We start from the raw sequence: 25307 nt of genomic DNA, 5'->3' as shown, positions 1-25307 counted from the left end.
GTCGGTCAGTTGCCGTCCTGCGGGCCAGCGCTCGGGTTGTTGCCGTCGGTCGGGTCGGTCGTCGGCTCGTCCGTGGCCTGCCAGGCGTCGCTCGACGCGGCCTCGGACGCCGCCGACGCCGCGAGGTTGCCGCACGTCACGGTGTAGCTCAGCGAGGCCGAGGTGTCGATCTTGTCGATCTGCACGGTGACCGATCGGTGGTCGGCGTCGAGCGTGCCCGAGGTCTGGCTCGAGGCGTCCTTGCCGCCGGTGATCGTGTACGCGTACGACGACACGGTGTACCCGGTCGGGCACGTCGCCGCCGCCCAGCTGAAGGTCACCACGCCGTCGGCGGACACCGCACCCGGGGACGCCGAGTTCGGCTGGTTGACCGTCGGCTGCGCCGTGTACTGCTGCAGCACGACGAGCGAGCCGGGCGCCAGGCTGCCGGTGGGGCTGATCGACTGGACGGTGTTCGCCTGTTCGGGCTTCGGGGCGGGGTCGCCGTCCTCGACGCGGGAGGTGAGGTTCAGCGCCTCGAGCTTGGCCTGCGCGTCGGCGACCGACAGCCCGACGAAGTCCGCCGAGTTCACGGTCACGCGGGTCTCGGTCGGGGTCGCGCTCGGCGTCGGCGTCTGGGAGCGTGTCGGCTTGGCGGACGACTGCGACGGCGAGGGGTCGGCGCCGCCGTTCCCGTTGCTCGTCACCGCGAAGGCGATCCCCACACCGGCGATGATGAGCACCGCGACGATGCCCACGACCCACCAGATCCAGGCGCGCTTCTTCTTCGGCTCCTCGTCCTCGCCGTCGACCGGCGAGCCCGGTGTGCCCGGACCGCCCGTGACCGCACCGGCCTGGGTGCCGATGAGCGCCGTCGCGGCGTCGTTCCCCGGCGTCTGCGGCGGGTTGAACGCCACGGTGCCGCCGGCGGCGATGGCCGGGACGGCGACGGTGGCGGCCGCGACGTCCCCACGGCGGAGCGCCTGCGCCGCACGGGCCAGGTTCGCCGCCGTCGCCGGACGGTCGGCCGGCTTCTTGGCGATACACGACATCACGAGGGCGGAGACCGGCTCCGGGATGTCCCCCGGGAGCGCCGGCGGCTGCTCGTTGATGTGCGCCATGGCGATCGCGACTTGCGACTCGCCCGTGAACGGGCGACGGCCCGCCAGGCACTCGTACGCGACGATGCCGAGCGAGTAGATGTCGGTCGACGGCGACGCCGGGTGCCCGCTCGCCTGCTCCGGCGAGAGGTACTGGACGGTGCCCATGACCTGTCCGGTCGCGGTGAGCGGCACCTGGTCGGCGATGCGCGCGATGCCGAAGTCGGTGATCTTGACGCGGCCGTCCGGCGTGATGAGCAGGTTGCCCGGCTTGATGTCGCGGTGCACGAGGCCGACGGCGTGCGCGGCCTGCAGGGCGTTCGCGGTCTGCGCGACGATGTCGAGGACCTTGTCGACCGGCAGCGTGTGCTCCCGCTCGATCATGGTCGAGAGCGCCTCGCCGGGGACGAGCTCCATCACGAGGTAGGCGCTGCCGTCCTCCTCGCCGTAGTCGAAGACGTTGGCGATGCCCTCGTGGTTGACGAGCGCAGCGTGACGGGCCTCGGCGCGGAAGCGCTCGAGGAAGCCCGGGTCGCCGAGGTACTCGTCCTTGAGGATCTTGAGTGCGACGGTCCGGCCGATGACGAGGTCGGTGGCCTGCCACACCTCTCCCATGCCGCCGATGGCGACGCGGGACGAGAGTTGGTACCGCCCACCGAAGGTGAGTCCGCTGGTGGGTCTCATTTGTTCAGCACCGCCTCCATGACTTTCTTCGCGACCGGGGCCGCGACCGTGTTGCCGACTCCGGACTGCCCGAGTCCGCCGCCGTTCCCGACGACGACCGCGACGGCCACCTCCGGGTCCTTCGCCGGGGCGAAGCCCGTGAACCAGAGTGTGTAGGGATCGCCCGTGCCGCCTTCGGCCGTGCCCGTCTTCCCTGCGACGTCGACACCGTCGATCTTGGCATTGGTGCCGGTCCCCGAGCTGACGACGCTCTGCATGGCCTCGGTGAGGTCACTCGATTCGGAGGCCGAGAGCGGGTCGCTGTACTGCTTCGGGGAGAAGGACTCGACGGTCTTCAGGTCGCTCGTCGTGATCGAGTCGACGAGCGAGGGCTGCATGACCTTGCCGCCGTTCGCGATGCCGGCGGAGACCATGGCCATCTGCAGCGGGGACACGCGGACGCTGGCCTGGCCGAACGAGCTCAGCATGAGCTGCGCGGTGTCGTCGCTGACGTCGGGGTACTGGCTGGCGGTGGCGCGCATCGGGACCTCGATCGCGTCGCCGAAGCCGTACTTGTCCGCCATGCTCTTGATCGCGTCGTAGCCGAGCTTCTGGCCGAGCTCCGCGAAGGGGATGTTGCACGAGTACTGGATCGCCGTGCGCAGCTTGACCTTGTCGCCGCCGCCGCACGAGCCGCCCTCGGCGTTGTTGATGTACGTGCTCGTGCCGGGCAGCTGTAGCCGCGACGGGTTCGGGAACTCGGAGTCGAGGTTGTACTTGCCGCCCTCGAGCGCCGCGGACGCCACGACGAGCTTGAAGACCGACCCGGGCGTGTACAGGTCGCCGCCGATGGCCCGGTTCTGCAGGGGCTTCGCGGCGTTCGACTCAAGCGCCTTGTACTGGTCGATGACGTTCTGCGTGTCGTGCGACGTCAGCGTGTTCGGGTCGTAGCTCTGCTTCGACACCATCGCGAGGATCTTGCCGGTCTTCGGCTGGATCGCGACGACGGCGCCGGTGTTGTCGCCCAGTGCGTCGTACGCGGCCTTCTGGACGTCCGGGTCGATCGTCAGGTTGACGTTGTCGCCCTGGACGTCCTGGCCGGTCAGGATCGCGTTGAGGTTCTGGAAGAACGAGGCGTCGGAGTTGCCGGAGAGCACGGTGTTCTCGGCGCCCTCGATGCCGGAGTTGCCCTGGCCGATCGTGAAGTACCCGGTGACGGCCGAGTACAGGTCGCCGTTCGTGTACTTCCGCTGGTACTGGTACTGGTCGTCCACCGGGGTCGACTCGGCGATGGGACTGCCGTTGACGAGGATCGCGCCGCGCTTCGTGGAGTAGCTGGCGAGGATCGTCCGGGAGTTCCGCGAGTCCGCGCGGAGGGAGTCGGCCGAGAAGAACTGGATGGAGGTCGTCGACACGAAGAGTGCGACGAACATGAGCACGATGACGGTCGAGACACCGCGGAGCTGTCGGTTCACCGGCTGCGCTCCTTCCTGGTCGTCCCGCGACCACGAGCAGCCGGGATCGCACCCTGCTGCACGCGCTGTTCGGCGGGGATTGCATCGGTCAGGCGCAGCAGCATCGCGGCGATGATCCAGTTGGCGACGAGGGACGAACCACCGGCCGCCATGAACGGCGTCGTGAGGCCGGTGACCGGGATGACCCGGGTGATGCCGCCGACGACGACGAACACCTGCAGCGCGATGATGAAGCCGAAGCCCACGCCGAGCAGCTTGCCGAAGTCGTCCTGCGCCATGAACCCGACGCGGAGGCCCCGGGACGCCAGGATGATGAACAGGGCGAGGATCGCGAAGACGCCGATCAGGCCGAGTTCCTCACCCAGGGACGCGATGATGTAGTCCGCGTTGGCGACCGGGGTGATGTACGGACGCCCCTGGCCGAGACCGGTGCCCGTGATCCCGCCGTTCGCGAAGCCGAACAGGCCCTGCACGAGCTGGTAGCTGCCCTGGGTCTGCCTGGTGAAGATCTCCTGGTTGAACGGGTCGAGCCACTGCTCGAACCGGCCGTGCACGTAGACGAGCACGGACTGGGCGATGAGCGCGCCGCCGACGAACAGCACCAGCCCGATGAGGACCCAGCTCAGCCGCGCCGTCGCGACGTAGATCATCACGAGGAACAGGCCGAAGTAGAGCAGTGCGGTGCCGAGGTCGCGTTGGAACACCAGGACGCCCATGGCAGCGGCCCACATCACGAGGATCGGACCGAGGTCGCGCGCCCGCGGGAACGTCATGCCGAGGAACTTGCGGCCGACGATCGACAGCGAGTCCCGTGCAGTGACGAGGTAGCCGGCGAAGAACAGCGCCATCGTGATCTTGGCGAGCTCGCCCGGCTGGAAGGTGAACGAGCCGAGCTTGATCCAGACCCGCGCGCCGTTCACGTTGAGTCCGATGCCCGGCAGCATCGGCAGCAGCAGCAGCGCGATCGTCAGGAACATGAAGATGTAGCGGTACCGCTGCAGGAACCGGTGGTTCCGGACGACGGAGACCGTGATGATCGCCAGGACCATCGCGAGCATCGTCCAGACGATCTGCTTCACGCCGATCGCGCCCCAGCCGGTCAGGCCGTTGTGGACGTCGATGCGGTAGATCTCGGCGATCCCGATGCCGTTCAGCACGAGTGCGACCGGCAGGATGAACGGGTCGGCGTTCTTCGCGACGATGCGCAGCACGACGTGCATCACGAGCGCGAGCCCGAGGATGCCGGCGCCGACCCAGAGCACCGAGGTGTCGAACAGCTTGCCCTTCGTGCCGAGCTGCACGAGGACCATCGCGCCGGCGCAGATGCCGCACGCGATGACGAGCAGCACGAGCTCGAGATTGCGGGCGCGGGCGGGCTCCCGCAGCTTGATCGTGATCGCCTGCGTGAAGGACTGGGCGGTGGCGCTGCTCATCGCTTCGCCCCTGGTGACGGCGACGGCGACTTCGTCGGGGACGAGGAGGGCGTCGGGGACGGTGATCCGCCGTCACCGCCGGTGCCCGCCTGGTCCTGCCCGGTCTCGGCGGCCTTCCGCAGCCGGTCGACGATGTCACGGGCGTCGTCGAGCGACTGCGCGTTGATCGTCGAGCGGACGTTCTCGCGGGTGTACTCCGGCAACCCGGACACCGAGATGTCGGTGTCCTCGTACACGTCGGACAGCGCGATCGGCCCGATCGACTGCTGCACGCCCTTGTAGATCGCGACGGTGCCGCGGTCGGTACCCACGTAGTAGTGGTCCTGGATGATCCGCCAGCCGAGGAAGACGGCGCCGACGAGTGCGGCGACGGCCACGACGAGCGCGATGGTCCACGAGACACGACGGCGGATCCGGCGACGGCGGTCCTCGGCGATGAGCTCGGCGAAGAACTGGTCGGACTCGGGCTCGAAGTGCGAGTCCTCGGGGGCGGTCGTGACCTTGAGCGGGTGGAGCAGGATCGTGGGGAGGCGGATCGGCTTGCGGCCGGTCGACGCCTCGAACGTGAGCGGTGCAGCCGCGGACCCGACCGTGGTGGCCGCATCGTCGTCGTCGTCGGGCTCGGTGTCGGTGACGTCCATCACGACGACCGTCACGTTGTCGGGCGCGCCGTGGTCGAGCGTCTCCTTCACGAGGCGCTGCGTGACCTGGTTCGCGTCCATGTTCGACGCGAGCGCGTGCCGGATGCGCTCTTCGGCCAGGTACGACGAGAGACCGTCGGAGCAGAGCAGCCAGCGGTCGCCCGGCTGGATGTCCATGATCGCGGTGTCGACCTCCGGCGCGGCGTCGACGTCGCCGAGCACCCGCATGAGGACGGAGCGTCGCGGGTGCACCGCGGCCTCTTCAGGCGTGATCCGGCCGCTGTCCACGAGCCGCTGCACGAAGGTGTGGTCGGACGTGATCTGCTGGAGCTCGCCGTCGCGGTGCCGGTAGATGCGCGAGTCGCCGATGTGCGCGATGGCGATCTGTTCGCCGACCCGGATCATCGCGGACACCGTGGTGCCCATGCCGGTGAGCTCCTGGTGCTCGAACACCGTCTCGGTGATGAGCTGGTTCGCCGCGATCAGCGCCGACTGCAGTGCGAACTCGGCGTCGTGCGCCGACGGGAACTCGCGGTCGACCTCCCTGATGCGGCGGATCGCGATCGCCGAGGCGACGTCACCGCCCGCGTGCCCGCCCATGCCGTCGGCCACCGCGAACAGGTGCTGTCCGGCATAGCCGGAGTCCTGGTTGTTCGCGCGGATGCGTCCGACGTGGGACACAGCGGCGCTCAGCGTGCGAGCGGTCATCCCGGGTTACCGCCGCAGCTCGAACGTCGTCGTCCCGATCGTGATCGGCGTCCGCTCCGCGATGATCACGGGAACGGTCACCTTCTGACCGTTGACGAACGTGCCGTTCGTGGACTCGAGGTCGGTGAGGAGCCAGCCGTCGGCCCGGAGGTCGAGGCGGGCGTGGTTGGTGGAGGTGTAGTCGTCGCGGATGACGACGTTGGACTCGCTCGACCGGCCGATCGTGATCGGGCCCCCACCGAGCGGCATCTCCATGCCCTCGCGCGAGCCCTCGGTGATCACGAGGCGGGTCGCAGCCGGCGTGGCGGACTGCTGCGCCCCCGTCGCTTGACCGATGAGGTCCGTGAAGGCACCGGCCGACGCGGCGGCCGGTGCCGCTGCTGCCGGCACCGCGGGGGTCGTCGGACCCGACGCACCGGCCTTCGGATCGGTGGGGATCGTGCGCACGCGTTGGCCGAACAGATCGCTCCGCAGGGCGAAGACGATCACGAACACGAACAGCCAGAGCACCGCGAGGAACGCGAAGCGCAGGACGAGCAGGGTCAGCCCTGTGGTCACCTGGTACCTCCGTCGTTCTCGGGTATCACCCGGAACACCATACGGGTACGACCGATCTCGATCGTGGAATCCGGCTCCACGATGGCCTGCTGGAAGCGCTCACCGTTCAGTTTCGAGCCGTTCGTCGACCCGAGGTCGTTGGCCTGGGCGTGCTTGCCGTCCCAGATGACCTCGACGTGCTTGCGGCTCGTGCCCGTGTCGGCGATGGTGATGTCGGCGTCCGTCCCGCGACCGATCACGGTGCGACCACGCTGCAGCTTGTGCCGCTGCGAACCGATGTCGAGCACCGCGACCCAGGCGACGTCGCGCTGCACCGTCGTCGAGTCGATCTGCAGGATCCCGGTGGAGAGGGTGCCGTCCTGCTGCAGGCGGATCGTGACCGGTCCGGAGAAGGAGTAGTTCTGCGCGACCGCGTGCTGCTGCACCATCTGCGAGAGCTCGTCGACGAGCGGCCGACCGATGTCGTTCATGCGCGTGTAGTCCGGCGGCGCGAGTCGCACCGTGAACTCGTTCGGCACGAGGATGCGTTCGCGGGAGACGACGGCTGCCTTGGTGTCGAGCTCGCGGCGGAGGGCGCTCGAGATCTCGACGGGCTGCACGCCGGAGCGGAAGGTCTTCGCGAACGCGCCGTTCACGGCGCGCTCCAGCCCTCGCTCGAAGCTGTCCAACAGGCCCATGGGTCTCCAGTGTTCTCGGTCGTCGACCTCTGCATGGTAGTGGTTGGCGTCTGGCAGCGTCTGTGCGTGGTAGTGTTCTCGGGCTGGCGCGAGTGGCGGAATTGGTAGACGCGCACGGTTCAGGTCCGTGTGCTGGAAACGGCGTGGGGGTTCAAGTCCCCCCTCGCGCACCAGACAACGCAAGAGGCCCCCGGAGTGATCCGGGGGCCTCTTTGCGTTCCGCAGCGGCGTCAGTTCCGAGGGTGGTCGGGATCCGTCGGCCTGGAGGCGCGGCTCGGCTCGGCACCGTCGGCGCGCCGGAAGAACGGGCGTGCGCTGGGCAGGAAGAGCAGCACCGCGGCGACGACCGAGACCAGGATCAGGACGGTGGACAGGCCGCCGTCGGTAATGCTCAGGACGGCACGGAGCGCTGCGATCGCCACGAGCACGATCCGGGCCACCGCGGAGCCACGGAGCACCAGGATCGTCGCAGCGGCGACGGCGGCCCAGACGACGAACGACAGCACGAGTGCGAGGACGCCGCCGACCCCGGTCAGTCCCGACCCGGACGCCGAGACGACGACGGTGGAGACGACGCCGACGACCAGCCAGACGGCCCAGAGGACGACCGCCGTCCGGACGACCGGAGGCGGGGTCGGTCGGGAACGTCGCAGGTCGTCCGTCGTCGTCATGTGCTCCCCGTCCCCGCCGCTCCCTGGTGCGACGTGACGATCGTACCGGCGGCCTGCCCCGCGCCGGCGGGACGCTAGCGTGACGACGTGGACGACGCGCGCACGACCGAACCCCGACCCGGCACCACCGTCCCGGACGCCCGTGGTCGCACCGGACTCGACGCCGTCGGCCGCGACCTCGACCGCAACCCGGACGTGGTCGTCCGTGACGTCGAGGTCGTCTCGGACGGCTGGCACGTGCTCCGCCGGACGACGCTCGACGTCCGGCGCCGTGACGGTCGTTGGGACCGGCAGCAGCGCGAGACCTACGACCGCGGCAACGGTGCTGCCGTGCTGCCCCACGACCCCGAGCGCGACACCGTGCTGCTCACCCGGCAGTTCCGCTGGCCCGCCTACGTCAACGGCCACCCGGACGGGATGCTCGTCGAGGCGGCAGCGGGGCTCCTCGACGAGGACGACCCGGAGACGGCCGTGCGGCGCGAGGCGGCGGAGGAGCTCGGCATCCGGCTCGGCACCGTCACGAAGGTGTTCGACGCGTTCATGAGCCCCGGGTCCGTGACCGAGCGCGTGCACGGGTACGTCGGTGCCTACACGCCCGACGACCTCGTGCACGCCGGCGGCGGGCTGGAGGACGAGGGCGAGGACATCGAGGTGCTCGAGCTCCCGTTGGACGAGGCCCTGGCGATGGTCGCGGACGGGCGCATCGCCGACGGCAAGACGATCATGCTCCTGCAGTGGGTGGCCCTGCATCGCTGAGGGCAGCGGCGTCCAGCCCGACGGCATGGGCGATCGTCGTGCGGACGAGGCCCTCGCGCGTCGGCCGGTCGAGGTAGTCCACGAGGGCGTACCCGTTCGTGGCGTCCACGAGCGCGAACAGCAGCCGGCCGACCGCGTCCGGGTCGTCCGTGTGCATGACCCCGTCGCGGACGCCGTCGCGGACCACCCCGGTCGCGAGCGCCTGCCAGTCGTCCATGACGTCGCGCGCGGCGGTGGCGAGCGCACCGTTGGTCCGGCCGAGGCTCCACGCGTCGGCCCAGAGCGCGGCGACGTCGTCCCGGGTGGGGTCGGCGATGCAGGCCAGCAGGGTCCCCAGGCGTGCGGTCGGGTCGGACCGTTCGTGCACGATCCGGCGGACCTCGGCCACCTCGGCACTCGCGACGGTGCGGAACGTGTCGCCGACGAGGTCCTCCATCACCGGGCGGTAGTGCGCCACGAGCGAGGGCGCCACGCCGATCGCAGCGGCCACACCGCGCAGGGTCACGGCGGCGAGGCCCTCGGCGCGGGCGACGGCGACGGCCGCGTCGGCGATCTGGGCCTCCCGCTCGGCCGGGCTCAGGCGCCGGCGGGTCGGAGTGGTCGGCACGACGCCAGCCTAGGCGCGCCTCACGCGCCCTCGACGACGAACGCCGCCCAGAGGTCGGCGCGGGTGGGGAACGCCGACAGGTCCCGTTCGAGCAGCCGTCCGGCGTGCTCGACCCGCGCGCGGGCGGTGTGCCGGTGGATGCCGAGTGCCTGGGCGGTGCGGTCGTACTCGCAGTTCTGCTCGAGCCAGGTCCGCACGGTGCGGGTCAGCTCGGTGCCGGCCGTCCGGTCGTGGTCGAGAAGGGGAGCGAGGAACGCGCGGGCGACGGCACCGGCGTCGACGTCCACGTGGGCGAGGTGGGCGAGCACCCCCTCGCGGGCGAGGTCGCCGAACTCGGTGGTGCCGGTTCGCCCCTCGCGCCGGCGGTCGAGAGCCTGCACCGCCTCGGTCCGCGCACGGCCGAAGTACCGGTACGAGGCACCGTCGGAGAGCCCGGCGTGCAGGTCGAAGCGGTCCACGAGTTCCTCGACGATCGCGGTGTCCTCGGCGCCGACGCAGAGGAACAGCTCGTCGTCCGCCGCGAAGAAGAGCCGACCGGGGCGGTCCTGCACCCACAGCTCGAGCCAGTCGACCACGGTGTCGAGGTCCTGGTCGGGGACGTCGACGGCGGCGATCCGGACGGGTTCGGCCGGCAGCGGTCCCCACACCTCGCGCGAGGTCGTGTCCACGACGGCGGGGTCGCCCACCGACAGCATGGTGAGGAGCCCGGTGCGGAGGAGCCCGCGCGCACGGGCGAGTTCGCGGTTCTGCTGCAGTGCGAGTCCGGCCAGGGCGATCACGGCGGTGACGACCTCGCGGCCGGCCCGGTCGAGCGCGCCGCCGTTCGCGATGGCGAGCACGCCGCTGAGGTGGCCGCCGCTGCCGAGGGTCTGCAGCGAGAACCCGGTGCGGTGCTCGGTCGTCACCGGCAGGCTCGCCCGCTGGCCGGCTCGGAGGAGCCGGAGCGCCTCGGTCCGGAGCACCTCGAGGTCCTCGACGGGGACACCGTCGGCCGGGTGACCGCGGTCGAGCCGTCCGGAGACGTCGAAGAGGCCGACCCACCCGTCGAGCTGCCGGGACAGCTCGGCGATGGTCGCCCCGAGGCCGTCGGGGCGCATGGCCGCGAGCGAGATGGCCCGTTGCGCGGCGAGGGCCCAGGCGTTGCGGGCGTTGGCGTCACGGGCGACGGCGTCCGCGTTCGCCTGCGCGACGGCGATGAATGAGGTCTCGTACGGGACCTCGAAGAGTGCGAGTCCCTGTTCCGTGCAGGCGTCGACGAGCTGCGGCGGGGTGCCGGTGCGTACGACCTCGTCCCCGAAGCCGAGCGCGACGACGCCCCGGCGCAGCAGTCGGGCGACGTAGGCGTCCGCGACCGCCGCCGTGACCTCGGTGTCGTCGCCGAACTGCGTGCCGGTGGTGAGCAGCCCCTGCCCGTCGGCGAGGAACGGCGTCGGGTCCTCGAGGTCGGAGCTGTGCAACCAGGACAGCGGCGCATCGAGGGCTGCGTCGGTGGCCGTCAGGAGCCGGAGCCGCAGGTCGGCGCGGTGGAGCAGGGAGCGCAGGGTCGCGGGCATGGGTGCACCCTATCCGCTGCGTCGATCGAGGTGGCCGCCGGTGTACACGGTGGACAGCGGTGCCGCAGGGGAGTGGCTCCTACGATCGCGGCATGTCCTCCACCGTCGCACCCTCGACCAGCGCCGCCGCGGGCGGCCCCTCGCTGCCCCAGGAACGGCGGCTCGTCACGGAGGTGCCGGGCCCCCGCTCCCGAGCGCTCTTCGAACGCAAGGCCGCCGCCGTGGCGTCCGGCGTCGGGGTCGCGGTGCCGATCGCCGTCGTCGCGGCCGGTGGTGGCGTGGTCGTCGACGCGGACGGCAACTCGTTCGTCGACCTCGGCTCCGGGATCGCCGTGACGAGCGTCGGCAACGCGCACCCGGGCGTGGTCGACGCCGTGCAGCAGCAGGTCCAGGCGTTCACGCACACCTGCTTCACCATCGCCGCCTACGACGGGTACGTCGAGGTCGCCGAGGCGCTCAACCGGCTCACCCCCGGCGACCACGAGAAGCGGAGCGCGCTCTTCAACTCCGGCGCCGAGGCGGTCGAGAACGCGGTGAAGATCGCCCGCAAGCACACCGGTCGGCAGGCGATCGTGGTGTTCGACCACGCCTACCACGGGCGGACGAACCTCACGATGGCGCTCACCGCGAAGAACCAGCCGTACAAGAACGGCTTCGGTCCCTTCGCGCCCGAGGTCTACCGTGTCCCGATGTCGTACCCGTTCCGCGACGGCGGACTGTCCGGTGCCGAGGCGGCGAAGCGCGCGATCAGCCAGATCGAGAAGCAGGTCGGCGCGGAGAACACCGCCGCGGTGCTCGTCGAGCCGATCCAGGGCGAGGGCGGCTTCGTCGTCCCGGCACCCGGGTTCCTCGCCGCGCTCTCGGAGTGGACCACCGCGAACGACGTCGTGTTCATCGCCGACGAGGTGCAGACCGGGTTCGCGCGCACCGGCGCCATGTTCGCGAGCGAGCACGAGGGCATCGTCCCCGACATCGTCACCACCGCCAAGGGCATGGCCGGCGGGATGCCGCTCTCCGCCGTCACCGGGCGCGCCGAGATCATGGACTCCGCCCACGTCGGCGGCCTCGGCGGCACGTACGGCGGCAACCCCGTCGCGTGCGCCGCAGCACTCGCCGCGATCCACGCCTTCGAGCACGACGGCCTGGTCGAGCGCGCTGCCGAGATCGGTGAGGTGCTGCTCGGACGACTCCGCGCCGCACAGGCGACCGACCCCCGCATCGGCGACGTCCGTGGCCGCGGCGCCATGATCGCGATCGAACTCGTCGACCCGGCGACCGGGGAACCCGACGCCGCGCTCACCGGACGGGTCGTACGGTACGCGTACGAGCACGGCGTGATCGCCCTCACCGCGGGGACGTACGGCAACGTCCTCCGCTTCCTCCCCCCGCTCGCGATCGACGACGACCTGCTCCACGAGGGGCTCGACATCGTCCTGGAAGGACTCGCAGCAGCATGACCGACACCCAGCAGACCAGCCAGCAGACCACCCAGCGGGCCACCCAGCGCACCGACGCCGAACGCGAGCTGCTCGCGAAGGTCCCCACGGGCCTCCTGGTCGACGGCACCTGGCGACCGGCGGCCGACGGCGGCACGTTCGGCGTCGTCGACCCCGCCACCGGCGAGACGCTCCTCGAGATCGCCGACGCAACCCCCGAAGACGGTGTCGCAGCCCTCGACGCCGCCGAAGCGGCGAAGCACGGCTGGGCGACGACCCCGCCGCGCGAGCGAGCCGAGGTCCTGCGCCGCGCCTTCGACCTGCTCCAGGAGCGCCGCGCCGACTTCGCCCTCCTCATGACGCTGGAGATGGGGAAGCCGCTCGCCGAGGCGAACGGCGAGGTCACCTACGGCGGTGAGTTCCTCCGCTGGTTCTCCGAGGAGGCCGTCCGCATCGGCGGCTCCTACGGCACCAACCCCGAGGGCACCGGCCGTGCGATCGTCAGCCACAAGCCCGTCGGCCCGGCGTTCCTCATCACCCCGTGGAACTTCCCCCTCGCGATGGCAACCCGCAAGATCGCCCCCGCGCTCGCCGCCGGGTGCACGGTCGTCGTGAAGCCCGCCGAGCTCACCCCGCTCACCACCCTGCTGTTCGCCGATCTGCTGGTCGAGGCGGGCGTGCCGGCCGGGGTCGTCAACGTCGTGCCGACCACGCACGCCGGTGCGCTGTCCGAGCCGATCATCGCCGACCCGCGACTCCGGAAGCTCTCGTTCACGGGATCGACGCCGGTCGGCCGGACCCTCCTCGCCCAGGCGGCGCAGAACGTGCTGCGGACGAGCATGGAGCTCGGCGGCAACGCCCCGTTCCTCGTGTTCGCCGACGCGGACCTCGACCTCGCCGTCGAGGGAGCGCTCGCCGCGAAGTTCCGGAACACCGGGCAGGCGTGCACCGCGGCCAACCGGTTCCTCGTGCACGAGGACGTCGCCGAGGAGTTCGCCAGCCGGCTCACCGACCGCGTCGCGGCCATGTCCGTCGGCCGCGGGACCGAGGACGGCGTCGCCATCGGCCCGCTCATCGACCAGCGCGCCGTCGACAAGGCGCACCGACTCGTCACCGACGCCCTCGACCGCGGTGCGACCCTCCGGACCGGCGGCCACCCCGTCGACGGCCCCGGCACGTTCTACGCGCCCACCGTGATCACCGACGTGCAGCCCGGCAGCGACCTGCTCCGCGACGAGATCTTCGGACCCGTCCTGGCGATCCGGACGTTCTCGACCGAGGACGAGGCCGTCGCGGCGGCGAACGACACCGAGTACGGGCTCGTCGGCTACGCGTTCACCGAGGACCCCGCGCGCGGACAGCGCCTCACGGAACGGCTCGAGACGGGCATGCTGGGGCTCAACACCGGTGTCGTCTCGAACGCCTCGGCACCGTTCGGCGGGGTCAAGCAGTCCGGCCTCGGACGCGAGGGCGGCGGCGAGGGCATCGCCGAGTACCTCGAGACCATGTACACGCTGACGCCCGACCCGTTCGGGCGCACGAAGGGAGCGCAGCGATGACCATCGAGAAGGACGTCGTCGTCATCGGCGCCGGGGTCACCGGCCTCATCGCCGCGAACCGCCTCGTCGCCGAGGGGAAGCGCGTGGCCGTGCTCGAGGCCCGCGACCGCGTCGGTGGCCGCACGTGGACGAACGACATCGAGGGCGTCACCCTCGAGATCGGCGGCCAGTGGGTCTCCCCGGACCAGACCGCCCTGCTCGAGACCCTCGACGAACTCGGACTCGGGACGTACGACCGCTACCGCGAGGGCTCCAGCGTCTACATCGACGAGCACGGCACCCGCACCGAGTACACCGGCGACATCTTCCCGCTGCCGGAGGCCACCGCCGCCGAGATCGAGCGGCTCGTCGCCGTCGTCGACGAGTACGTGGCGACGGTCGACCCGGCACGCCCCTGGGAAGCGCCCCACGCCGCCGTGCTCGACGAGACCTCGTTCCGCGCCTGGCTGCACACGCTGAGCGACGACCGGGTCGCGACCGACAACGTCGAGCTCTTCATCGCCGGCGCCATGCTGACCAAACCCGCACACGCCTTCTCGGCGTTGCAGGCCCTGCTCATGGCCGCCTCGGCCGGGAGCTTCTCGAACCTCGTCGACGCCGACTTCATCCTCGACAAGCGCGTCGTCGGCGGCATGCAGCAGGTGTCCGAGCGGCTCGCCGCCCGGCTCGGTGCGGACGTCCACCTGAACGCCCCGGTGCGCACCCTGCGCTGGGACGACGAGGGCGTCACAGCGCTCGCCGACGGCGGCATCGAGGTCCGCGCCCGCCAGGCACTCGTGGCCGTCCCGCCGCCCCTGTACTCCCGCATCTCGTACGAGCCGCCGCTGCCGCGTCGCCAGCACCAGCTGCACCAGCACCTGTCGATGGGGTTCGTCATCAAGGTGCACGCCGTCTACGACCGGCCGTTCTGGCGCGGCGCCGGGCTGTCCGGCACCGCGTTCAGCCCGTACGAGCTCGTGCACGAGGCGTACGACAACACCTCGTACGGGCAGGAGCAGGGCACGCTCGTCGGGTTCGTGTCCGACCAGCACGCCGACGACGTCTTCGCCCTCTCGGCCCAGGAGCGCAAGGCCCGCGTGCTCGACTCGCTCGCGCACTACTACGGCGACGAGGCACGTCGACCGGTCGTCTACTACGAGAGTGACTGGGGTACCGAGGAGTGGACCCGTGGCGCCTACGCGGCGAGCTTCGACCTGGGCGGGCTCGTCCGGTACGGCGCCGATCAGCGCGCTGCCGTCGGCCCGATCCGGTTCGCGTCGAGCGACCTCGCCGGGCACGGGTACCAGCACGTGGACGGGGCGGTGCGGATGGGCCGCGAAGCGGCGGCGGAGATCCTCGCCTCGTTGCCGCAGCCGGCGGTGCAGTAGACCCACGCCGAGACGGACGGGAGGCGCGGTGCGGGCTGGCACCGCGCCTCCCGTCCGTCGACCGGTACGTTACATACAGAACGTTCCGTACTGTTGTTCCGGTGACCCCACCCTCCATCGACGAACTTCGGCAGTGGCCGGAGGAATGGCATCGGCGCGGCATGCGCCACCCCGACGACGTCGACGCCCTGGTCCACCGGCGGCTCATCGAAGACCTGCCGGACGAGCCGGTCTACAGCGACTTCTTCGGCGATCCGAGCACGCCCGTGGAGACCACCAAGCCGGCCTCGAGGAACGCGCGACGCCGACCGATGGCACATGGTGACGAAGCCGTTCGCGCCACGAGATGATGAACGGCATGAGTGACGGGCGCCAGATGGGGGAGCGGAACGAGGCCGTGGTGATCCGCCCGGCGACGACCGCCGACGCCGAGGAGATCGCGCGCGTGCACACCGCATCGTGGCGCGAGACCTACGGCCGGTTCGTGGACGACCCGGACACCGACCCGTGGTTCGACCTCGGCCGGCGACTCGACATGTGGCGCGCGAACCTCGCCCAGGGGACGTTCGCGGCCGTGGTGGCCGACGGTGCTGACGGGATCGTCGGCTTCGCCGCGGTGGAGGCGACGCCCGAGCCCGACGCCGTCCGACCCGAGGAACTCACGATGCTGTACGCGCTCGGGCGCGCCCACGGCGACGGCAGCGGTCAAGCGCTCCTCGACGCGGTCCTCGGTGACCGTCCGGCGTCGCTGTGGGTCGCCGAGGACAACCCGCGTGCGCGCGCCTTCTACCGACGGAACGGATTCGCTCCGGACGGCGCCACGTCGAGCTTCGGCCCGATCGGCTCCACCGTGCGGCTCGTCCGCTGACCGACGCCCGTCCTGGACGGACACCGGACGCAGCGCGCGTACGGTCCGGGACATGAGCGACACCAGCGGAACCAGCGACCCCACCGACGCCGAGCGGCAGTACACCGAGGACCTGCCGGACGGCTCGCCCTCGGGCGACGCCACGAAGGACCCGGAGCAGGACAGCGACCACGACTCGGGCGGCGAGCCGGCCGAACCGCAGTAGCGCGGTCTGGTCCGCGCCCTCGTCAGTCGGCGGCGCGGATGGGCTCGCCGGTGTCCGGGTCCCAACCGACCACCCGCGGCTGCGCGACCCGGGCAGCAGGGCGCTGGCGTGGCGGGAAGTACCCGCGAGCAGCGGGCAGGTACGGCAGGAACGCGGCGACGGCACTCAGTACGCCGTTCGCGGTGGTGAGTCCGTACGGCGGCAGGAGGGCGCCGATGGCTCCGACCACACCGAGCACCGCCATCCAGAACCGCGCGCGTCCGGAGCCACGGCCGACGCGCAGTGCACCGAACACGAACCAGCCGAGGATCGCCAGGCCGATGGCGACCGGCACGAGGGCCCAGGGGCCACCGGACGACACCGTTCCGGGCAGGTCCACGAGCCGTGTGACCAGGTCGCACGCGAACAGCACGAGCCACAGCACGACGGCAGCGGTCACGAGGACGGGGCGGGAGCGCGGAACACCGGTGGTCACGTGGTGATCCTAGGACCGGAGTTGCGTTGCGCACCACGCCCTGGTGCTCGCACTCGTCTTCATCGCGCAGCTCGGTCGGCAACGGGGTACGTCCGCGCGCGGAGGCCACAGTCGCCGACCGGTAGAACGACGACATGACCACTTCCTCCCGCACCCCGCTCGGCGTGACACTCGTCGACGGCGGCGCGAACGTCGCTCTCTTCTCCAGCACCGCCGAGCGCGTCGAGTTCTGCCGGTTCGACGAGGACGGCACCGAACACCGCACCGAGCTCACGAACCGCACCGGCTACACCTTCCACGACGTCGTCCCGGACGTGACCGTGGGGACCCGCTACGGTTTCCGCGTCCACGGCGCATGGGACCCGGCGAAGGGCCTCCGCCACAACCCGGCGAAGCTGCTGCTCGACCCGTACGCCACTGCCGTCGACGGCACGTACGAGTGGGGCCAGGCGCTGTTCGGCCACGACATGCAGCACCCGGACCAGATCGACGAGACCGACTCGGCCGCTGCGATGCCGAAGTCCGTCGTCGCCGACCGCGACTTCGACTGGGGCGACGACGCGCGACCCCGCACGGCCCTCGCCGACACCGTCGTGTACGAGGTCCACGTCAAGGGCTTCACGAAGCAGCACCCGGACGTGCCCGAGGAGATCCGCGGCACGTACGCCGGACTCGCGCACCCGGCGGCGATCAAGCACCTCACCGACCTCGGCGTGACGGCCGTCGAGCTGCTGCCGACGCACCAGTTCGTGCAGGACTCGACCCTCGCCGACAAGGATCTCCGCAACTACTGGGGCTACAACAGCATCGGGTTCTTCGCCCCGCACGACGAGTACTCGTCGTCCGGCACCGCCGGCCAGCAGGTCGCCGAGTTCAAGGCGATGGTGCAGGCCCTGCACGCCGCCGGCCTCGAGGTCATCATGGACGTCGTCTACAACCACACGGCCGAGGGCAACCACATGGGCCCGACGCTCTCGTTCAAGGGCATCGACAACGAGTCGTACTACCGCCTGGTCGAGGGCGACGAGGCGAACTACTTCGACACGACCGGCACGGGCAACAGCCTCAACGTGTCGCACCCCGCGGCGCTCGGCCTCGTCATGGACTCGCTCCGGTACTGGGTCGAGGAGATGCACGTCGACGGCTTCCGCTTCGACCTCGCGACGACGCTGACCCGTCAGGGCGGCGAGGCGGAGAAGCACTCGGCGTTCCTCGACATCATCCACCAGGACCCGGTGCTCCGCGAGGTGAAGATGATCGCCGAGCCGTGGGACACCGCCGGCTACCAGGTCGGGGGCTTCCCGGCGGACTGGTCGGAGTGGAACGGCAAGTACCGCGACGACCTGCGCGCGTTCTGGCGCGGCGACGCGGGCACTCTCGGCGACGCTGTCCAGCGCGTGCTCGGCAGCCCGGACGTCTACGAGGGCTCCCGGCGCTCCCCGCTGTGCTCGGTCGACTTCGTCACCGCCCACGACGGTTTCACCCTGGCGGACCTGACGATGTACGCCGAGAAGCACAACGAGGCGAACGGCGAGGACAACAACGACGGCGAGAGTGACAACACCTCGTTCAACGGCGGCGTCGAGGGGCCGACCGACGACGGCGTGGTGAACGACTACCGGAACCGGCAGCGCCGCAACTTCCTCGGCACGCTGCTGCTGTCTGCGGGCGTGCCGATGATCCTCGGCGGCGACGAGATCGCGCGGTCGCAGGGCGGCAACAACAACGCCTACTGCCAGGACGACGAGATCTCGTGGTTCGACTGGGCCGCGGCCGACCGGGACCTGCTCGCCTTCACGACCGAGGCGATCGCGTTCCGCCGCGACCACGTGTCCCTGCGTCCCGAGTGGTACCGCACGGCCCCGGGCGACTCGGCGTCCACGGTCGACGTGCTCCGTGCCGACGCGAAGGGGTTCGACGACGCCGACTGGGCAGACGGCGGGAACCGGGCGGTCATGCTCGTCCTGCAGCAGGGCGACGACACCGTGGCGGTGCTGCTCAACGCGTCGGAGACCACCGTCGAGTTCACTCTGCCGGAGAAGCCGGGTGGCGGGCGCTGGTCCCTCGGGCTGTCGAGCGACCCGGACCAGGCCGTCGGCGACGACGCGGCGACCGTGCTGGTGCGCGACGCGTCGTTCACGGCGCTGGTCTAGACCATCGACGGACGGGAGGCGCGGTGCCGGCCGGCACCGCGCCTCCCGTCCGTCCGTGGGCCGGGTCCAGGGCGTCAGCCGCCGATGCGGATCAGCTTCTTGTTGACGAACTCGTCGGCCCCGAGGGGGCCGAGCTCGCGGCCGAAGCCGCTCGCCTTGACGCCGCCGAAGGGGAGCTCCGGACTGTCCGCGCCGACGATGTTCACGTAGACCATCCCGGCCTCGATGCGGTCGGCGACGCGCAACGCCTGCTCGGCGTCGGTCGTGAAGAGGTACGAGCCGAGGCCGTACGGGGTGTCGTTCGCGATCGTGATCGCGGCGTCCTCGTCCTCGACCCGGTAGACGGCGGCGACGGGGCCGAAGAACTCCTCGCGGTAGGCGTCGTTGTCGGGCGTGACGCCGGTCAGGATCGTCGGGGTGAAGGCGTTCCCCTGACGCTGGCCGCCGGTGACGACGGTTGCGCCCTGGGCGGTGGCCGCTGCGAGCTGCTCCTGCAGCCGGTCGGCAGCGGCGGGTGAGGACAGCGGACCGAGTTCGGCACCGGGCGTGGTCGGGTCGGTGGGTGAGACCGCGGCCATCGCGTCGGTGAACTTCGCCAGGAAGTCGTCGTACAGGTGGTCGGCGACGAGGAAGCGCTTCGCGGCGTTGCAGACCTGGCCGTTGCCCTCGAGGCGGGTGGCGACGGCTGATTCGACCACGGCGTCGAGGTCGTCGGTCGACAGCAGGATGAACGGGTCCGAGCCGCCGAGCTCGAGGACGACCTTCGTGAGGTTGCGGCCGGCGATCTCGGCGACGGCGGCACCGGCGCGTGCGGAGCCGGTGAGGGAGACGCCCTGGACGCGCGGGTCGGCGATGACGTCGGCCGCCTGGTCGTTCGTGGCGAAGACGTTCGTGTAGGCGCCCTCAGGGAAGCCCGCGTCGTGGAAGACCCGCTCGATCGCGAGTGCGGACTCCGGGCACTGCGGGGCGTGCTTGAGCAGGACGGTGTTGCCGATGACGAGGTTCGGACCGGCGAACCGGGCGATCTGGTACGCGGGGAAGTTCCACGGCATGATGCCGAGCAGGACGCCGATCGAGGACTTCCGGATGAACGCGCTGCCTTCGCTGCCGTCCGCCAGGGTGATCGGCTGGTCGGCGAGGAACTCCTCGGCGTGGTCCGCGTAGTAGTCGTAGATGTCGGCGCAGAAGTCGACCTCGCCCACGGCCTGGTCGATCGGCTTCGCCATCTCGCGGACGATCGTGGCGGCGAGGTCGTCCCGACGCTCCCGGTACAGCTCGGCGACGCGGTGCAGGAGCGCGGCGCGGTCGGCGACGGTGCTCGTGCGCGACCACTGGGCGTGCGTGCGGTCGGCGGTGTCGATCGCCGCGCGGAGCTCGTCGTCGGTGATCGTCGGGAACGTGGCGAGGGTCTGGCCGGTGGCCGGGTCGGTGACCGCGTAGACGGTGGCCGTGTCGTTCATCGTGTCTCCTGTGTGGTTCAGACCTGGTCGGTCAGCTGCTTGTTGACGCCGGTGACGGGCTGGTTCTCGTCGAAACCCTTCGGCTGGATCCGGAACCCCTTCGTGATCACCAGCAGGTACACGAAGCCGATCGCGGCCCAGACGCCGCCGGCGATGAGGGCGTCGGCGTGCAGCTGAGACCAGAGAACACCGGTCAGCAGCATCGCGACCCCGGGGAGGACGATGAAGGCGAACCGGTCGCGTGCGGTGTGCCGGCGACCCTCGCGCCAGGCGAAGTGCACGATGACCGTCAGGTTGACGAACGTGAACGCGATGAGGGCGCCGAAGTTGATGTACGCCGAGATGGTGTCGAGCGAGAACGTCATCGCGAGGAGCGTGACCGCCCCGACGATGACGACGTTCGGGATGGGTGTGCGGGTCCTCGGGCTCACGTACCCGAAGACCTTCTTCGGCAGGACGTTGTTGCGGCCCATCACGAGCAGCATGCGGGCGACGCTGGCGTGCGAGGCCAGGCCCGAGGCGAGCGCGGCGACGAACCCGGCGGCGACGAGGATCGCCTGGAACACCCTGCCGCCGACGAGCAGCCCGATCTGGGGCAGCGGGTCGTCGGTGAACTCGCCGAACGGGGCGTTGGTCGGGAAGCGGAGCTGGGCGAAGTACGCCGAGACGAGGAAGATGAGCCCGCCGATGAGGACGGTCAGCAGGATCGCCTTCGGCATGATGCGGATGCTCTTCGCCTCCTCCGTGTACATCGTCACCGCGTCGAACCCGATGAACGAGAAGCACACGACGGTCGCCCCGGTGAGGAGCGCCGACATCGTCACGCCGTCGTGCACGAAGGGCTCGGCGCTGACCACCGTGCCGGCACCGGCACCCTCGACGAGCTCGATCACGGCGAAGACGACGAACGCGATCATCGCGAGGATCGCCCCGATGAGCAGGACCATGTTGAGGTTCGACGTCCCGCGCATCGACAGGCAGATCACCGTCGTGACGAACAGCGTGTAGACGACCACCGTCACCCACGCGGGCAGTGCCGGGAAGACCTGCTCGAGGTACAGACGGATGATGAGCGCGTTCACCATCGGCAGCAGCAGGTAGTCGAGCAGGGACGCCCAGCCGACCATGAAGCCGGCGTTCGGGTGGATCGACTCCCGCACGTAGGTGTAGGCCGAACCCGCCGCCGGGTAGACGCGGACCATCTTCCCGTAGCTGATCGCCGTCAGGAGCATGATCACGAGGGCGATGAGGTACGCACTCGGCACGGCGCCGTTCGTCTCTCCGGAGACGATGCCGAAGGTGTCGAACACCACGGTCGGCGTCATGTACCCGAGGCCGAGTCCGACGATCGCCCACAGCCCGAGACTCCGCTTCAGGGACCCACCACGCGCGGTGCCGGGCGGGGCGGTGACGATGGTCGGTGACGCCATGGGGAGTTCCTCCTGCTCGCAGCCGGAGCTGCGGGGGCCGGGGTCCGGGCGGCGGTGCGCGGACCTGATCGGGTGGACCGATCCGCTGACGATACCGACGCCGCGGGCAGCGTCGGACCCGCCACGGAGTACACGATGCGAGGCAGGGATGTACGCGGTGTCGCTTGCCGACCGGAGCCTGGGACCGGCCGGGAAGATGCTCAGCCACGGTGCCGGAACCGCGGGCGCACTCCCGGCACGGCTCCCTACGATCGGCTCGGCACGACCGGCACCGGGCCGGACGTCGACGGACGAGGACGACCGATGACACGGACACGAGGGCTGATCGCCGCCGGGCTGGTGGTCGGCCTCGCGCTCGGTGCGGCCGGTGGGTGGGGCATCGCCCACGCGACCGGTGCGGGTGGGACGGGCTCCGCCGCTGCCGGGCGGGCCGTCGTCGCGGAGCCGAGCCGCGCCTCCACGGCCCGCGCGACGACCGTGCCGAGCGCACCCCCCTCCGCGCACGCCCCGATCGCGACCGCGGCCGGCGGGATCCCCGCTGCCGAGGCACCCGGGTCCACTCCCGCTCCGGCGAGTGTCGACCTGGCGAGGACGTGGACCGCACCGGCCGACCTGCCGACGCAGGGGCGGCTGCTCCGGGTGACCATCCCGGGCACGCGATCGCACTTCGTCGCACGCCAGGCCCTGCTGTACCTGCCCCCGGCCGCGCTCACCGCCGACCCACCGGCGCTGCCCGTCGACGTGCTCCTGTCCGGCCAGTCCCGCGGAGCCGGTCCCGAGGACGTGCAGACCGGCGGGGCGATCGAGCAGACGATGGACGCGCTCGCGACCGTCGACCGTGGCCTCGCACCGATCGTCGTCGTCCCCGATCAGCTCGGTCCGCGGTCGGCGAACCCGATGTGCGTCGACGGGGCGCTCGGCAACAGCCGGACCTACCTCACCGAGGACGTCCCGGCGTGGGTGACGAGCCACCTGCGGGTGCAGAACGCGGCGTCGGCGTGGACCATCGGCGGGTTCTCGCAGGGCGGGACGTGCGCGATCCAGCTCGGGGCGGGGAACCCCTCGCGGTTCGGCAACCTCATCGACGTCTCCGGCGAGGACGGGCCCACGCTCGGCAGCGAGACGAAGACCGTCGACGAGGGCTTCGCCGGGAACCGGGCGGCGTGGGCGGCTGCGCAGCCCGTGGCACTCCTGCGTGCCGGTGCGCCGTTCCGGGGCTCGAACGCGTTCTTCGCGGCCGGGGCACTCGACACCACCTACGGGCCGGTGATGCCCGTGATGGCCGAGCGGGCGCGGGCAGCGGGGATGCACGTCGCCACGTGGGTGGTGCCGGGTGGGCGGCACAGCTGGGTGACGGCGCGGGCGGCGCTCGCCGCGGGGCTCGACTGGTTGCAGCCGCGGGTGGGGCTCGGGGCGCCGGCGGCCTGACGTCTACTGCGCCGCGGGCTCCTGCTGCGTGATGCAGTGCAGCCCACCGCCCCGCGCGAACACCTCGCGCGCGTCGATCGTCCGCACCTCGCGCCCCGGGTACACGTCCGCGAGGATCCCCCGCGCCCGCTCGTCCGCCGTCGGCTCCCCGAAGCCGCACGCGATCACCGCGCCGTTCACCACCACGTGGTTCACGTAGTTCCAGTCGACGGGTCCGTCGGCGTCGGCGAGCGTCGTGGGTGCGGGCAGCTCGACGATGGTGGCGTCCGTCGCGTCCTCGATCGCCCGCCGGACGATCGGCATCACGAGGTGGTCCGGGTGGCCGGGGTCCGGCTGGGCGTGCAGCAGGACGGTGTCCATCGCGGCGCCGGCGAAGGTCGCCACCATGTCGACGTGCCCCCGGGTGCCGAAGCCGTCGTAGTCGCGGGTGAGGCCGCGGGGCAGCCAGACCACGTCGGTCGCGCCGATCGTCCGCGCCAGCTCCTGCTCCACCCGCGCGCGGTCGGCGTAGGGGTTCCGTCGGGGATCGAGCTGGACCGTCTCGGTGACGAGGACGCGTCCGGTCCCGTCGACGTGGATCGCCCCGCCCTCGTTCACGAGCAGTGACGGGATCCGTTCCACGCCCGCGGCCGCGGCGACGGTGGCGGCGACCTCGGCGTCGCGCGTCCACGTCGACCACGGGTTCGCGCCCCAGCCGTTGAAGACCCAGTCCACCGCGCCACGGGCCCCGGTCACGTCGTCGACCACGAACGTCGGACCGATGTCGCGCATCCAGAAGTCGTCGAGGGGCGCCTCGAGCACGTCCACGGCGCCGGACAGGAGGCGTCGGGCGTCGTCGCGCGCGACCGGGTCGACGACCACGGTGACGGCCTGGTACTCGCTGATCGCGTTCGCGGTCGCCGCCCAGACGGCACGCGCCCCCTCGGCGCTCGCCGGGTCGTCGCCGAGCGTGAGCCCGGGCCGCGGGAACGCCATCCAGGTGCGTTCCTGCGGGGCGGTCTCGGGAGGCATGGCCCACGTCATGCGCGCACCTCGCGTCCGGTGGGGGTCGCCGCCACGGCGATGGCCGCGTCGATCGCGTCGCGTGCGCCGTACGCGTGGCGTTCCTCGTCGACGGGGGCGACGAGCGTGCCGTACAGGTCCGGACGGCGCGTGACGTAGAAGGGGAAGAGCCGGAGCCACTCCGTGCGGGCGTCGAGGTCGAGGTCCGCGACGAGCACGACACTCGCGTCCCGCGGTGCCTCGACGAGGACGCGGCCGAACGGGTCGGAGATGAACGACGAGCCGTAGAAGGTGATGTCGCCCTCGTCGCCCCAGCGGTTCGGGACCACCATGAACTGCCCCGAGGTGATGCCGTTCGCCACGATGACCTGCCGCCAGATCGGGGCGGTGTCGAACGCGGGGAACGACGGCTCGGACCCGATCGCCGTCGGGTACGCGAGGACCTCGCTGCCGGCGAGACCGTACGACCGCGCGACCTCGGGGAACCACTCGTCCCAGCAGGTCGGCAGGCCCACACGGGCGCCGAGTCCGGCCGGCTCGTACACCGGGAAGGCGTCGGCGTCGGTGCCCGGGCGGAAGTAGGTGTCCTCGTAGTAGCCGGCGCTGATCGGGATGTGCGTCTTGCGCGTCCGACCGACCAGCGTGCCGTCCGGCGCGACGAGGACGGCCGTGTTGTAGCCGCGCGGGTCCTCGGGCCGGTCGTCGGCGGCCGGACGCTCGTACAGCGAGGCGTGCACGAACACCCCGTGCTCCGCCGCCTGGGCGCGAGCGAACGCGACCGTCGGGCCGTCCTCGAGCGACTCGGCCGACTCCTTCGGTGCGCCGGTCGCGGGGGTGTCGCCCGGGTAGCGCGAGAGCGTCAGTTCGGGGAGGAACACCGCGGTGGCGCCGTTCGCCGCTGCCGTCGCGATGCCGTTCGCGAGCTGGGCACGGTGGGCCGCGGGATCCTCGAGCCACCGGGACTGCACGAGGCCGACGCGCACCCGGCGTCGGGGTCGGCCGGTGTCCTCGTGCAGGGGAGACCGCTGCGGTGTGCCGGTGATGAGGTCCATGACGCCATTGTTGATCGCATGATCAACGAGCGCAACCCCCTCGAGGTGTTG

General features: G+C 71.2%; 23 protein-coding genes and 1 tRNA gene. 10 read left to right on the top strand and 14 right to left on the bottom strand.

Translation table 11 applies throughout. The features are described 5' to 3' along the window. Nucleotides 1-5: 5 nt before the first annotated feature. From JSX79_RS00760 to JSX79_RS00735, 6 genes are read right to left on the bottom strand one after another with little or no spacing between them, the layout of a single operon-like run. A complete protein-coding gene (locus tag JSX79_RS00760) occupies nt 6-1763 on the bottom strand; it encodes a protein kinase (protein ID WP_229084712.1) in 1758 nt (585 codons plus the stop codon). Then, nucleotides 1760-3217 carry a penicillin-binding protein 2 gene (locus tag JSX79_RS00755; protein WP_071294235.1) on the bottom strand — a complete coding sequence of 486 codons (1458 nt, stop codon included), beginning with the start codon at nt 3215-3217 and terminating at the stop codon, nt 1760-1762. Before JSX79_RS00755 ends, JSX79_RS00760 begins: the two co-directional genes overlap by 4 nt. Then, nucleotides 3214-4650, bottom strand: coding sequence for an FtsW/RodA/SpoVE family cell cycle protein (locus tag JSX79_RS00750; protein ID WP_229084711.1), 1437 nt, complete (start codon nt 4648-4650; stop codon nt 3214-3216). The genes JSX79_RS00755 and JSX79_RS00750 overlap by 4 nt, the downstream gene beginning before the upstream one ends. Further along, the gene (locus tag JSX79_RS00745) at nt 4647-5999 is read right to left on the bottom strand and encodes a Stp1/IreP family PP2C-type Ser/Thr phosphatase (protein WP_070417453.1); all 1353 of its coding nucleotides are present in this window, start codon (nt 5997-5999) and stop codon (nt 4647-4649) included. The genes JSX79_RS00750 and JSX79_RS00745 overlap by 4 nt, the downstream gene beginning before the upstream one ends. A 6-nt stretch (nt 6000-6005) precedes the next feature. Then, nucleotides 6006-6557: an FHA domain-containing protein gene (locus JSX79_RS00740; RefSeq protein ID WP_070417452.1), complete on the bottom strand. Its 552-nt coding sequence runs from the start codon at nt 6555-6557 to the stop codon at nt 6006-6008. Continuing rightward, nucleotides 6554-7234, bottom strand: coding sequence for a DUF3662 and FHA domain-containing protein (locus JSX79_RS00735; protein ID WP_229084708.1), 681 nt, complete (start codon nt 7232-7234; stop codon nt 6554-6556). The genes JSX79_RS00740 and JSX79_RS00735 overlap by 4 nt, the downstream gene beginning before the upstream one ends. A gap of 86 nt (nt 7235-7320) precedes the next feature. Between JSX79_RS00735 and JSX79_RS00730 the strand changes: the two genes are divergently transcribed. Next, nucleotides 7321-7407: transfer RNA gene (locus JSX79_RS00730), tRNA-Leu, on the top strand. A 57-nt stretch (nt 7408-7464) separates the two neighbouring features. On the opposite strand, the gene JSX79_RS00725 is transcribed toward JSX79_RS00730, so the two are convergent. After that, on the bottom strand, nt 7465-7905 hold the full coding sequence (locus tag JSX79_RS00725; RefSeq protein ID WP_071302285.1) for a hypothetical protein: 441 nt from the start codon (nt 7903-7905) through the stop codon (nt 7465-7467). Nucleotides 7906-7992: 87 nt separating this feature from the next. Here JSX79_RS00725 and JSX79_RS00720 point away from each other — a divergent pair, with 87 nt between their 5' ends. Continuing rightward, nucleotides 7993-8661, top strand: a complete 669-nt coding sequence (locus JSX79_RS00720) for an NUDIX domain-containing protein (protein WP_229084706.1) — start codon at nt 7993-7995, stop codon at nt 8659-8661. Here JSX79_RS00720 and JSX79_RS00715 read toward each other — a convergent pair. Together JSX79_RS00715 and JSX79_RS00710 are read right to left on the bottom strand one after the other, a co-directional pair. Then, a complete protein-coding gene (locus JSX79_RS00715; protein WP_229084704.1) occupies nt 8627-9268 on the bottom strand; it encodes a TetR family transcriptional regulator in 642 nt (213 codons plus the stop codon). The two genes, JSX79_RS00720 and JSX79_RS00715, sit on opposite strands and share 35 nt — an antisense overlap. A 20-nt stretch (nt 9269-9288) precedes the next feature. Next, a complete protein-coding gene (locus tag JSX79_RS00710) occupies nt 9289-10821 on the bottom strand; it encodes a PucR family transcriptional regulator (protein WP_229084702.1) in 1533 nt (510 codons plus the stop codon). Between the two features lie 92 nt (nt 10822-10913). Between JSX79_RS00710 and gabT the strand changes: the two genes are divergently transcribed. From gabT to JSX79_RS00680, 6 genes are all read left to right on the top strand, one after another. Continuing rightward, nucleotides 10914-12278, top strand: coding sequence for a 4-aminobutyrate--2-oxoglutarate transaminase (gabT, locus tag JSX79_RS00705; protein ID WP_229084700.1), 1365 nt, complete (start codon nt 10914-10916; stop codon nt 12276-12278). After that, nucleotides 12275-13816 carry an NAD-dependent succinate-semialdehyde dehydrogenase gene (locus JSX79_RS00700; protein WP_229084698.1) on the top strand — a complete coding sequence of 514 codons (1542 nt, stop codon included), beginning with the start codon at nt 12275-12277 and terminating at the stop codon, nt 13814-13816. Before gabT ends, JSX79_RS00700 begins: the two co-directional genes overlap by 4 nt. Further along, on the top strand, nt 13813-15183 hold the full coding sequence (locus tag JSX79_RS00695; protein ID WP_229084696.1) for an NAD(P)/FAD-dependent oxidoreductase: 1371 nt from the start codon (nt 13813-13815) through the stop codon (nt 15181-15183). The genes JSX79_RS00700 and JSX79_RS00695 overlap by 4 nt, the downstream gene beginning before the upstream one ends. A 101-nt stretch (nt 15184-15284) precedes the next feature. Then, nucleotides 15285-15533 (top strand): hypothetical protein, encoded by a 249-nt coding sequence (locus JSX79_RS00690; protein ID WP_229084694.1) that lies wholly within the window; start codon nt 15285-15287, stop codon nt 15531-15533. A gap of 8 nt (nt 15534-15541) precedes the next feature. Then, nucleotides 15542-16051, top strand: coding sequence for a GNAT family N-acetyltransferase (locus JSX79_RS00685; RefSeq protein WP_229084692.1), 510 nt, complete (start codon nt 15542-15544; stop codon nt 16049-16051). Nucleotides 16052-16103: 52 nt separating this feature from the next. Beyond that, on the top strand, nt 16104-16256 hold the full coding sequence (locus JSX79_RS00680; protein ID WP_229084690.1) for a hypothetical protein: 153 nt from the start codon (nt 16104-16106) through the stop codon (nt 16254-16256). A 22-nt stretch (nt 16257-16278) separates the two neighbouring features. Here JSX79_RS00680 and JSX79_RS00675 read toward each other — a convergent pair whose 3' ends face one another. Further along, nucleotides 16279-16731 (bottom strand): hypothetical protein, encoded by a 453-nt coding sequence (locus JSX79_RS00675; protein ID WP_229084688.1) that lies wholly within the window; start codon nt 16729-16731, stop codon nt 16279-16281. 134 nt (nt 16732-16865) lie between these two features. Between JSX79_RS00675 and glgX the strand changes: the two genes are divergently transcribed. Further along, nucleotides 16866-18884 (top strand): glycogen debranching protein GlgX, encoded by a 2019-nt coding sequence (gene glgX, locus JSX79_RS00670; protein WP_229084686.1) that lies wholly within the window; start codon nt 16866-16868, stop codon nt 18882-18884. 74 nt (nt 18885-18958) lie between these two features. Here glgX and JSX79_RS00665 read toward each other — a convergent pair whose 3' ends face one another. Together JSX79_RS00665 and JSX79_RS00660 are read right to left on the bottom strand one after the other, a co-directional pair. Continuing rightward, entirely contained in the window at nt 18959-20344 is a 1386-nt protein-coding gene (locus tag JSX79_RS00665; RefSeq protein WP_229084684.1) for an NAD-dependent succinate-semialdehyde dehydrogenase, read from the bottom strand. Between the two features lie 17 nt (nt 20345-20361). Further along, complete coding sequence (locus tag JSX79_RS00660; protein WP_229084682.1) at nt 20362-21774, bottom strand: APC family permease; 1413 nt, start codon at nt 21772-21774, stop codon at nt 20362-20364. A gap of 303 nt (nt 21775-22077) precedes the next feature. Here JSX79_RS00660 and JSX79_RS00655 point away from each other — a divergent pair, with 303 nt between their 5' ends. Beyond that, nucleotides 22078-23202, top strand: coding sequence for an esterase family protein (locus tag JSX79_RS00655; protein ID WP_229084681.1), 1125 nt, complete (start codon nt 22078-22080; stop codon nt 23200-23202). Nucleotides 23203-23205: 3 nt separating this feature from the next. On the opposite strand, the gene JSX79_RS00650 is transcribed toward JSX79_RS00655, so the two are convergent. Further along, nucleotides 23206-24225, bottom strand: coding sequence for an agmatine/peptidylarginine deiminase (locus JSX79_RS00650; RefSeq protein ID WP_229084679.1), 1020 nt, complete (start codon nt 24223-24225; stop codon nt 23206-23208). Further along, complete coding sequence (locus tag JSX79_RS00645) at nt 24222-25256, bottom strand: nitrilase-related carbon-nitrogen hydrolase (RefSeq protein ID WP_229084677.1); 1035 nt, start codon at nt 25254-25256, stop codon at nt 24222-24224. The genes JSX79_RS00650 and JSX79_RS00645 overlap by 4 nt, the downstream gene beginning before the upstream one ends. Nucleotides 25257-25307: the final 51 nt, after the last annotated feature.

Origin of the sequence: Curtobacterium sp. GD1 (assembly GCF_020882855.1) — a bacterium.
Lineage (GTDB): Bacteria > Actinomycetota > Actinomycetes > Actinomycetales > Microbacteriaceae > Curtobacterium.
The sequence above is the reverse complement of the archived record's forward strand: the minus strand, read 5'-3'. Positions and strand labels throughout refer to the sequence as shown.

Coding starts and splice junctions, on each gene's coding strand:
- JSX79_RS00645 (WP_229084677.1), bottom strand. CDS start 25,256: ATGGACCTCATCACCGGCACACCGCAGCGGTCTCCCCTGCACGAGGAC.
- JSX79_RS00695 (WP_229084696.1), top strand. CDS start 13,813: ATGACCATCGAGAAGGACGTCGTCGTCATCGGCGCCGGGGTCACCGGC.
- JSX79_RS00760 (WP_229084712.1), bottom strand. CDS start 1,763: ATGAGACCCACCAGCGGACTCACCTTCGGTGGGCGGTACCAACTCTCG.
- JSX79_RS00660 (WP_229084682.1), bottom strand. CDS start 21,774: ATGGCGTCACCGACCATCGTCACCGCCCCGCCCGGCACCGCGCGTGGT.
- JSX79_RS00735 (WP_229084708.1), bottom strand. CDS start 7,234: ATGGGCCTGTTGGACAGCTTCGAGCGAGGGCTGGAGCGCGCCGTGAAC.
- JSX79_RS00745 (WP_070417453.1), bottom strand. CDS start 5,999: ATGACCGCTCGCACGCTGAGCGCCGCTGTGTCCCACGTCGGACGCATC.
- JSX79_RS00680 (WP_229084690.1), top strand. CDS start 16,104: ATGAGCGACACCAGCGGAACCAGCGACCCCACCGACGCCGAGCGGCAG.
- JSX79_RS00700 (WP_229084698.1), top strand. CDS start 12,275: ATGACCGACACCCAGCAGACCAGCCAGCAGACCACCCAGCGGGCCACC.
- JSX79_RS00650 (WP_229084679.1), bottom strand. CDS start 24,225: ATGACGTGGGCCATGCCTCCCGAGACCGCCCCGCAGGAACGCACCTGG.
- glgX (WP_229084686.1), top strand. CDS start 16,866: ATGACCACTTCCTCCCGCACCCCGCTCGGCGTGACACTCGTCGACGGC.
- JSX79_RS00710 (WP_229084702.1), bottom strand. CDS start 10,821: ATGCCCGCGACCCTGCGCTCCCTGCTCCACCGCGCCGACCTGCGGCTC.
- JSX79_RS00750 (WP_229084711.1), bottom strand. CDS start 4,650: ATGAGCAGCGCCACCGCCCAGTCCTTCACGCAGGCGATCACGATCAAG.
- JSX79_RS00665 (WP_229084684.1), bottom strand. CDS start 20,344: ATGAACGACACGGCCACCGTCTACGCGGTCACCGACCCGGCCACCGGC.
- JSX79_RS00655 (WP_229084681.1), top strand. CDS start 22,078: ATGACACGGACACGAGGGCTGATCGCCGCCGGGCTGGTGGTCGGCCTC.
- gabT (WP_229084700.1), top strand. CDS start 10,914: ATGTCCTCCACCGTCGCACCCTCGACCAGCGCCGCCGCGGGCGGCCCC.
- JSX79_RS00685 (WP_229084692.1), top strand. CDS start 15,542: ATGAGTGACGGGCGCCAGATGGGGGAGCGGAACGAGGCCGTGGTGATC.
- JSX79_RS00725 (WP_071302285.1), bottom strand. CDS start 7,905: ATGACGACGACGGACGACCTGCGACGTTCCCGACCGACCCCGCCTCCG.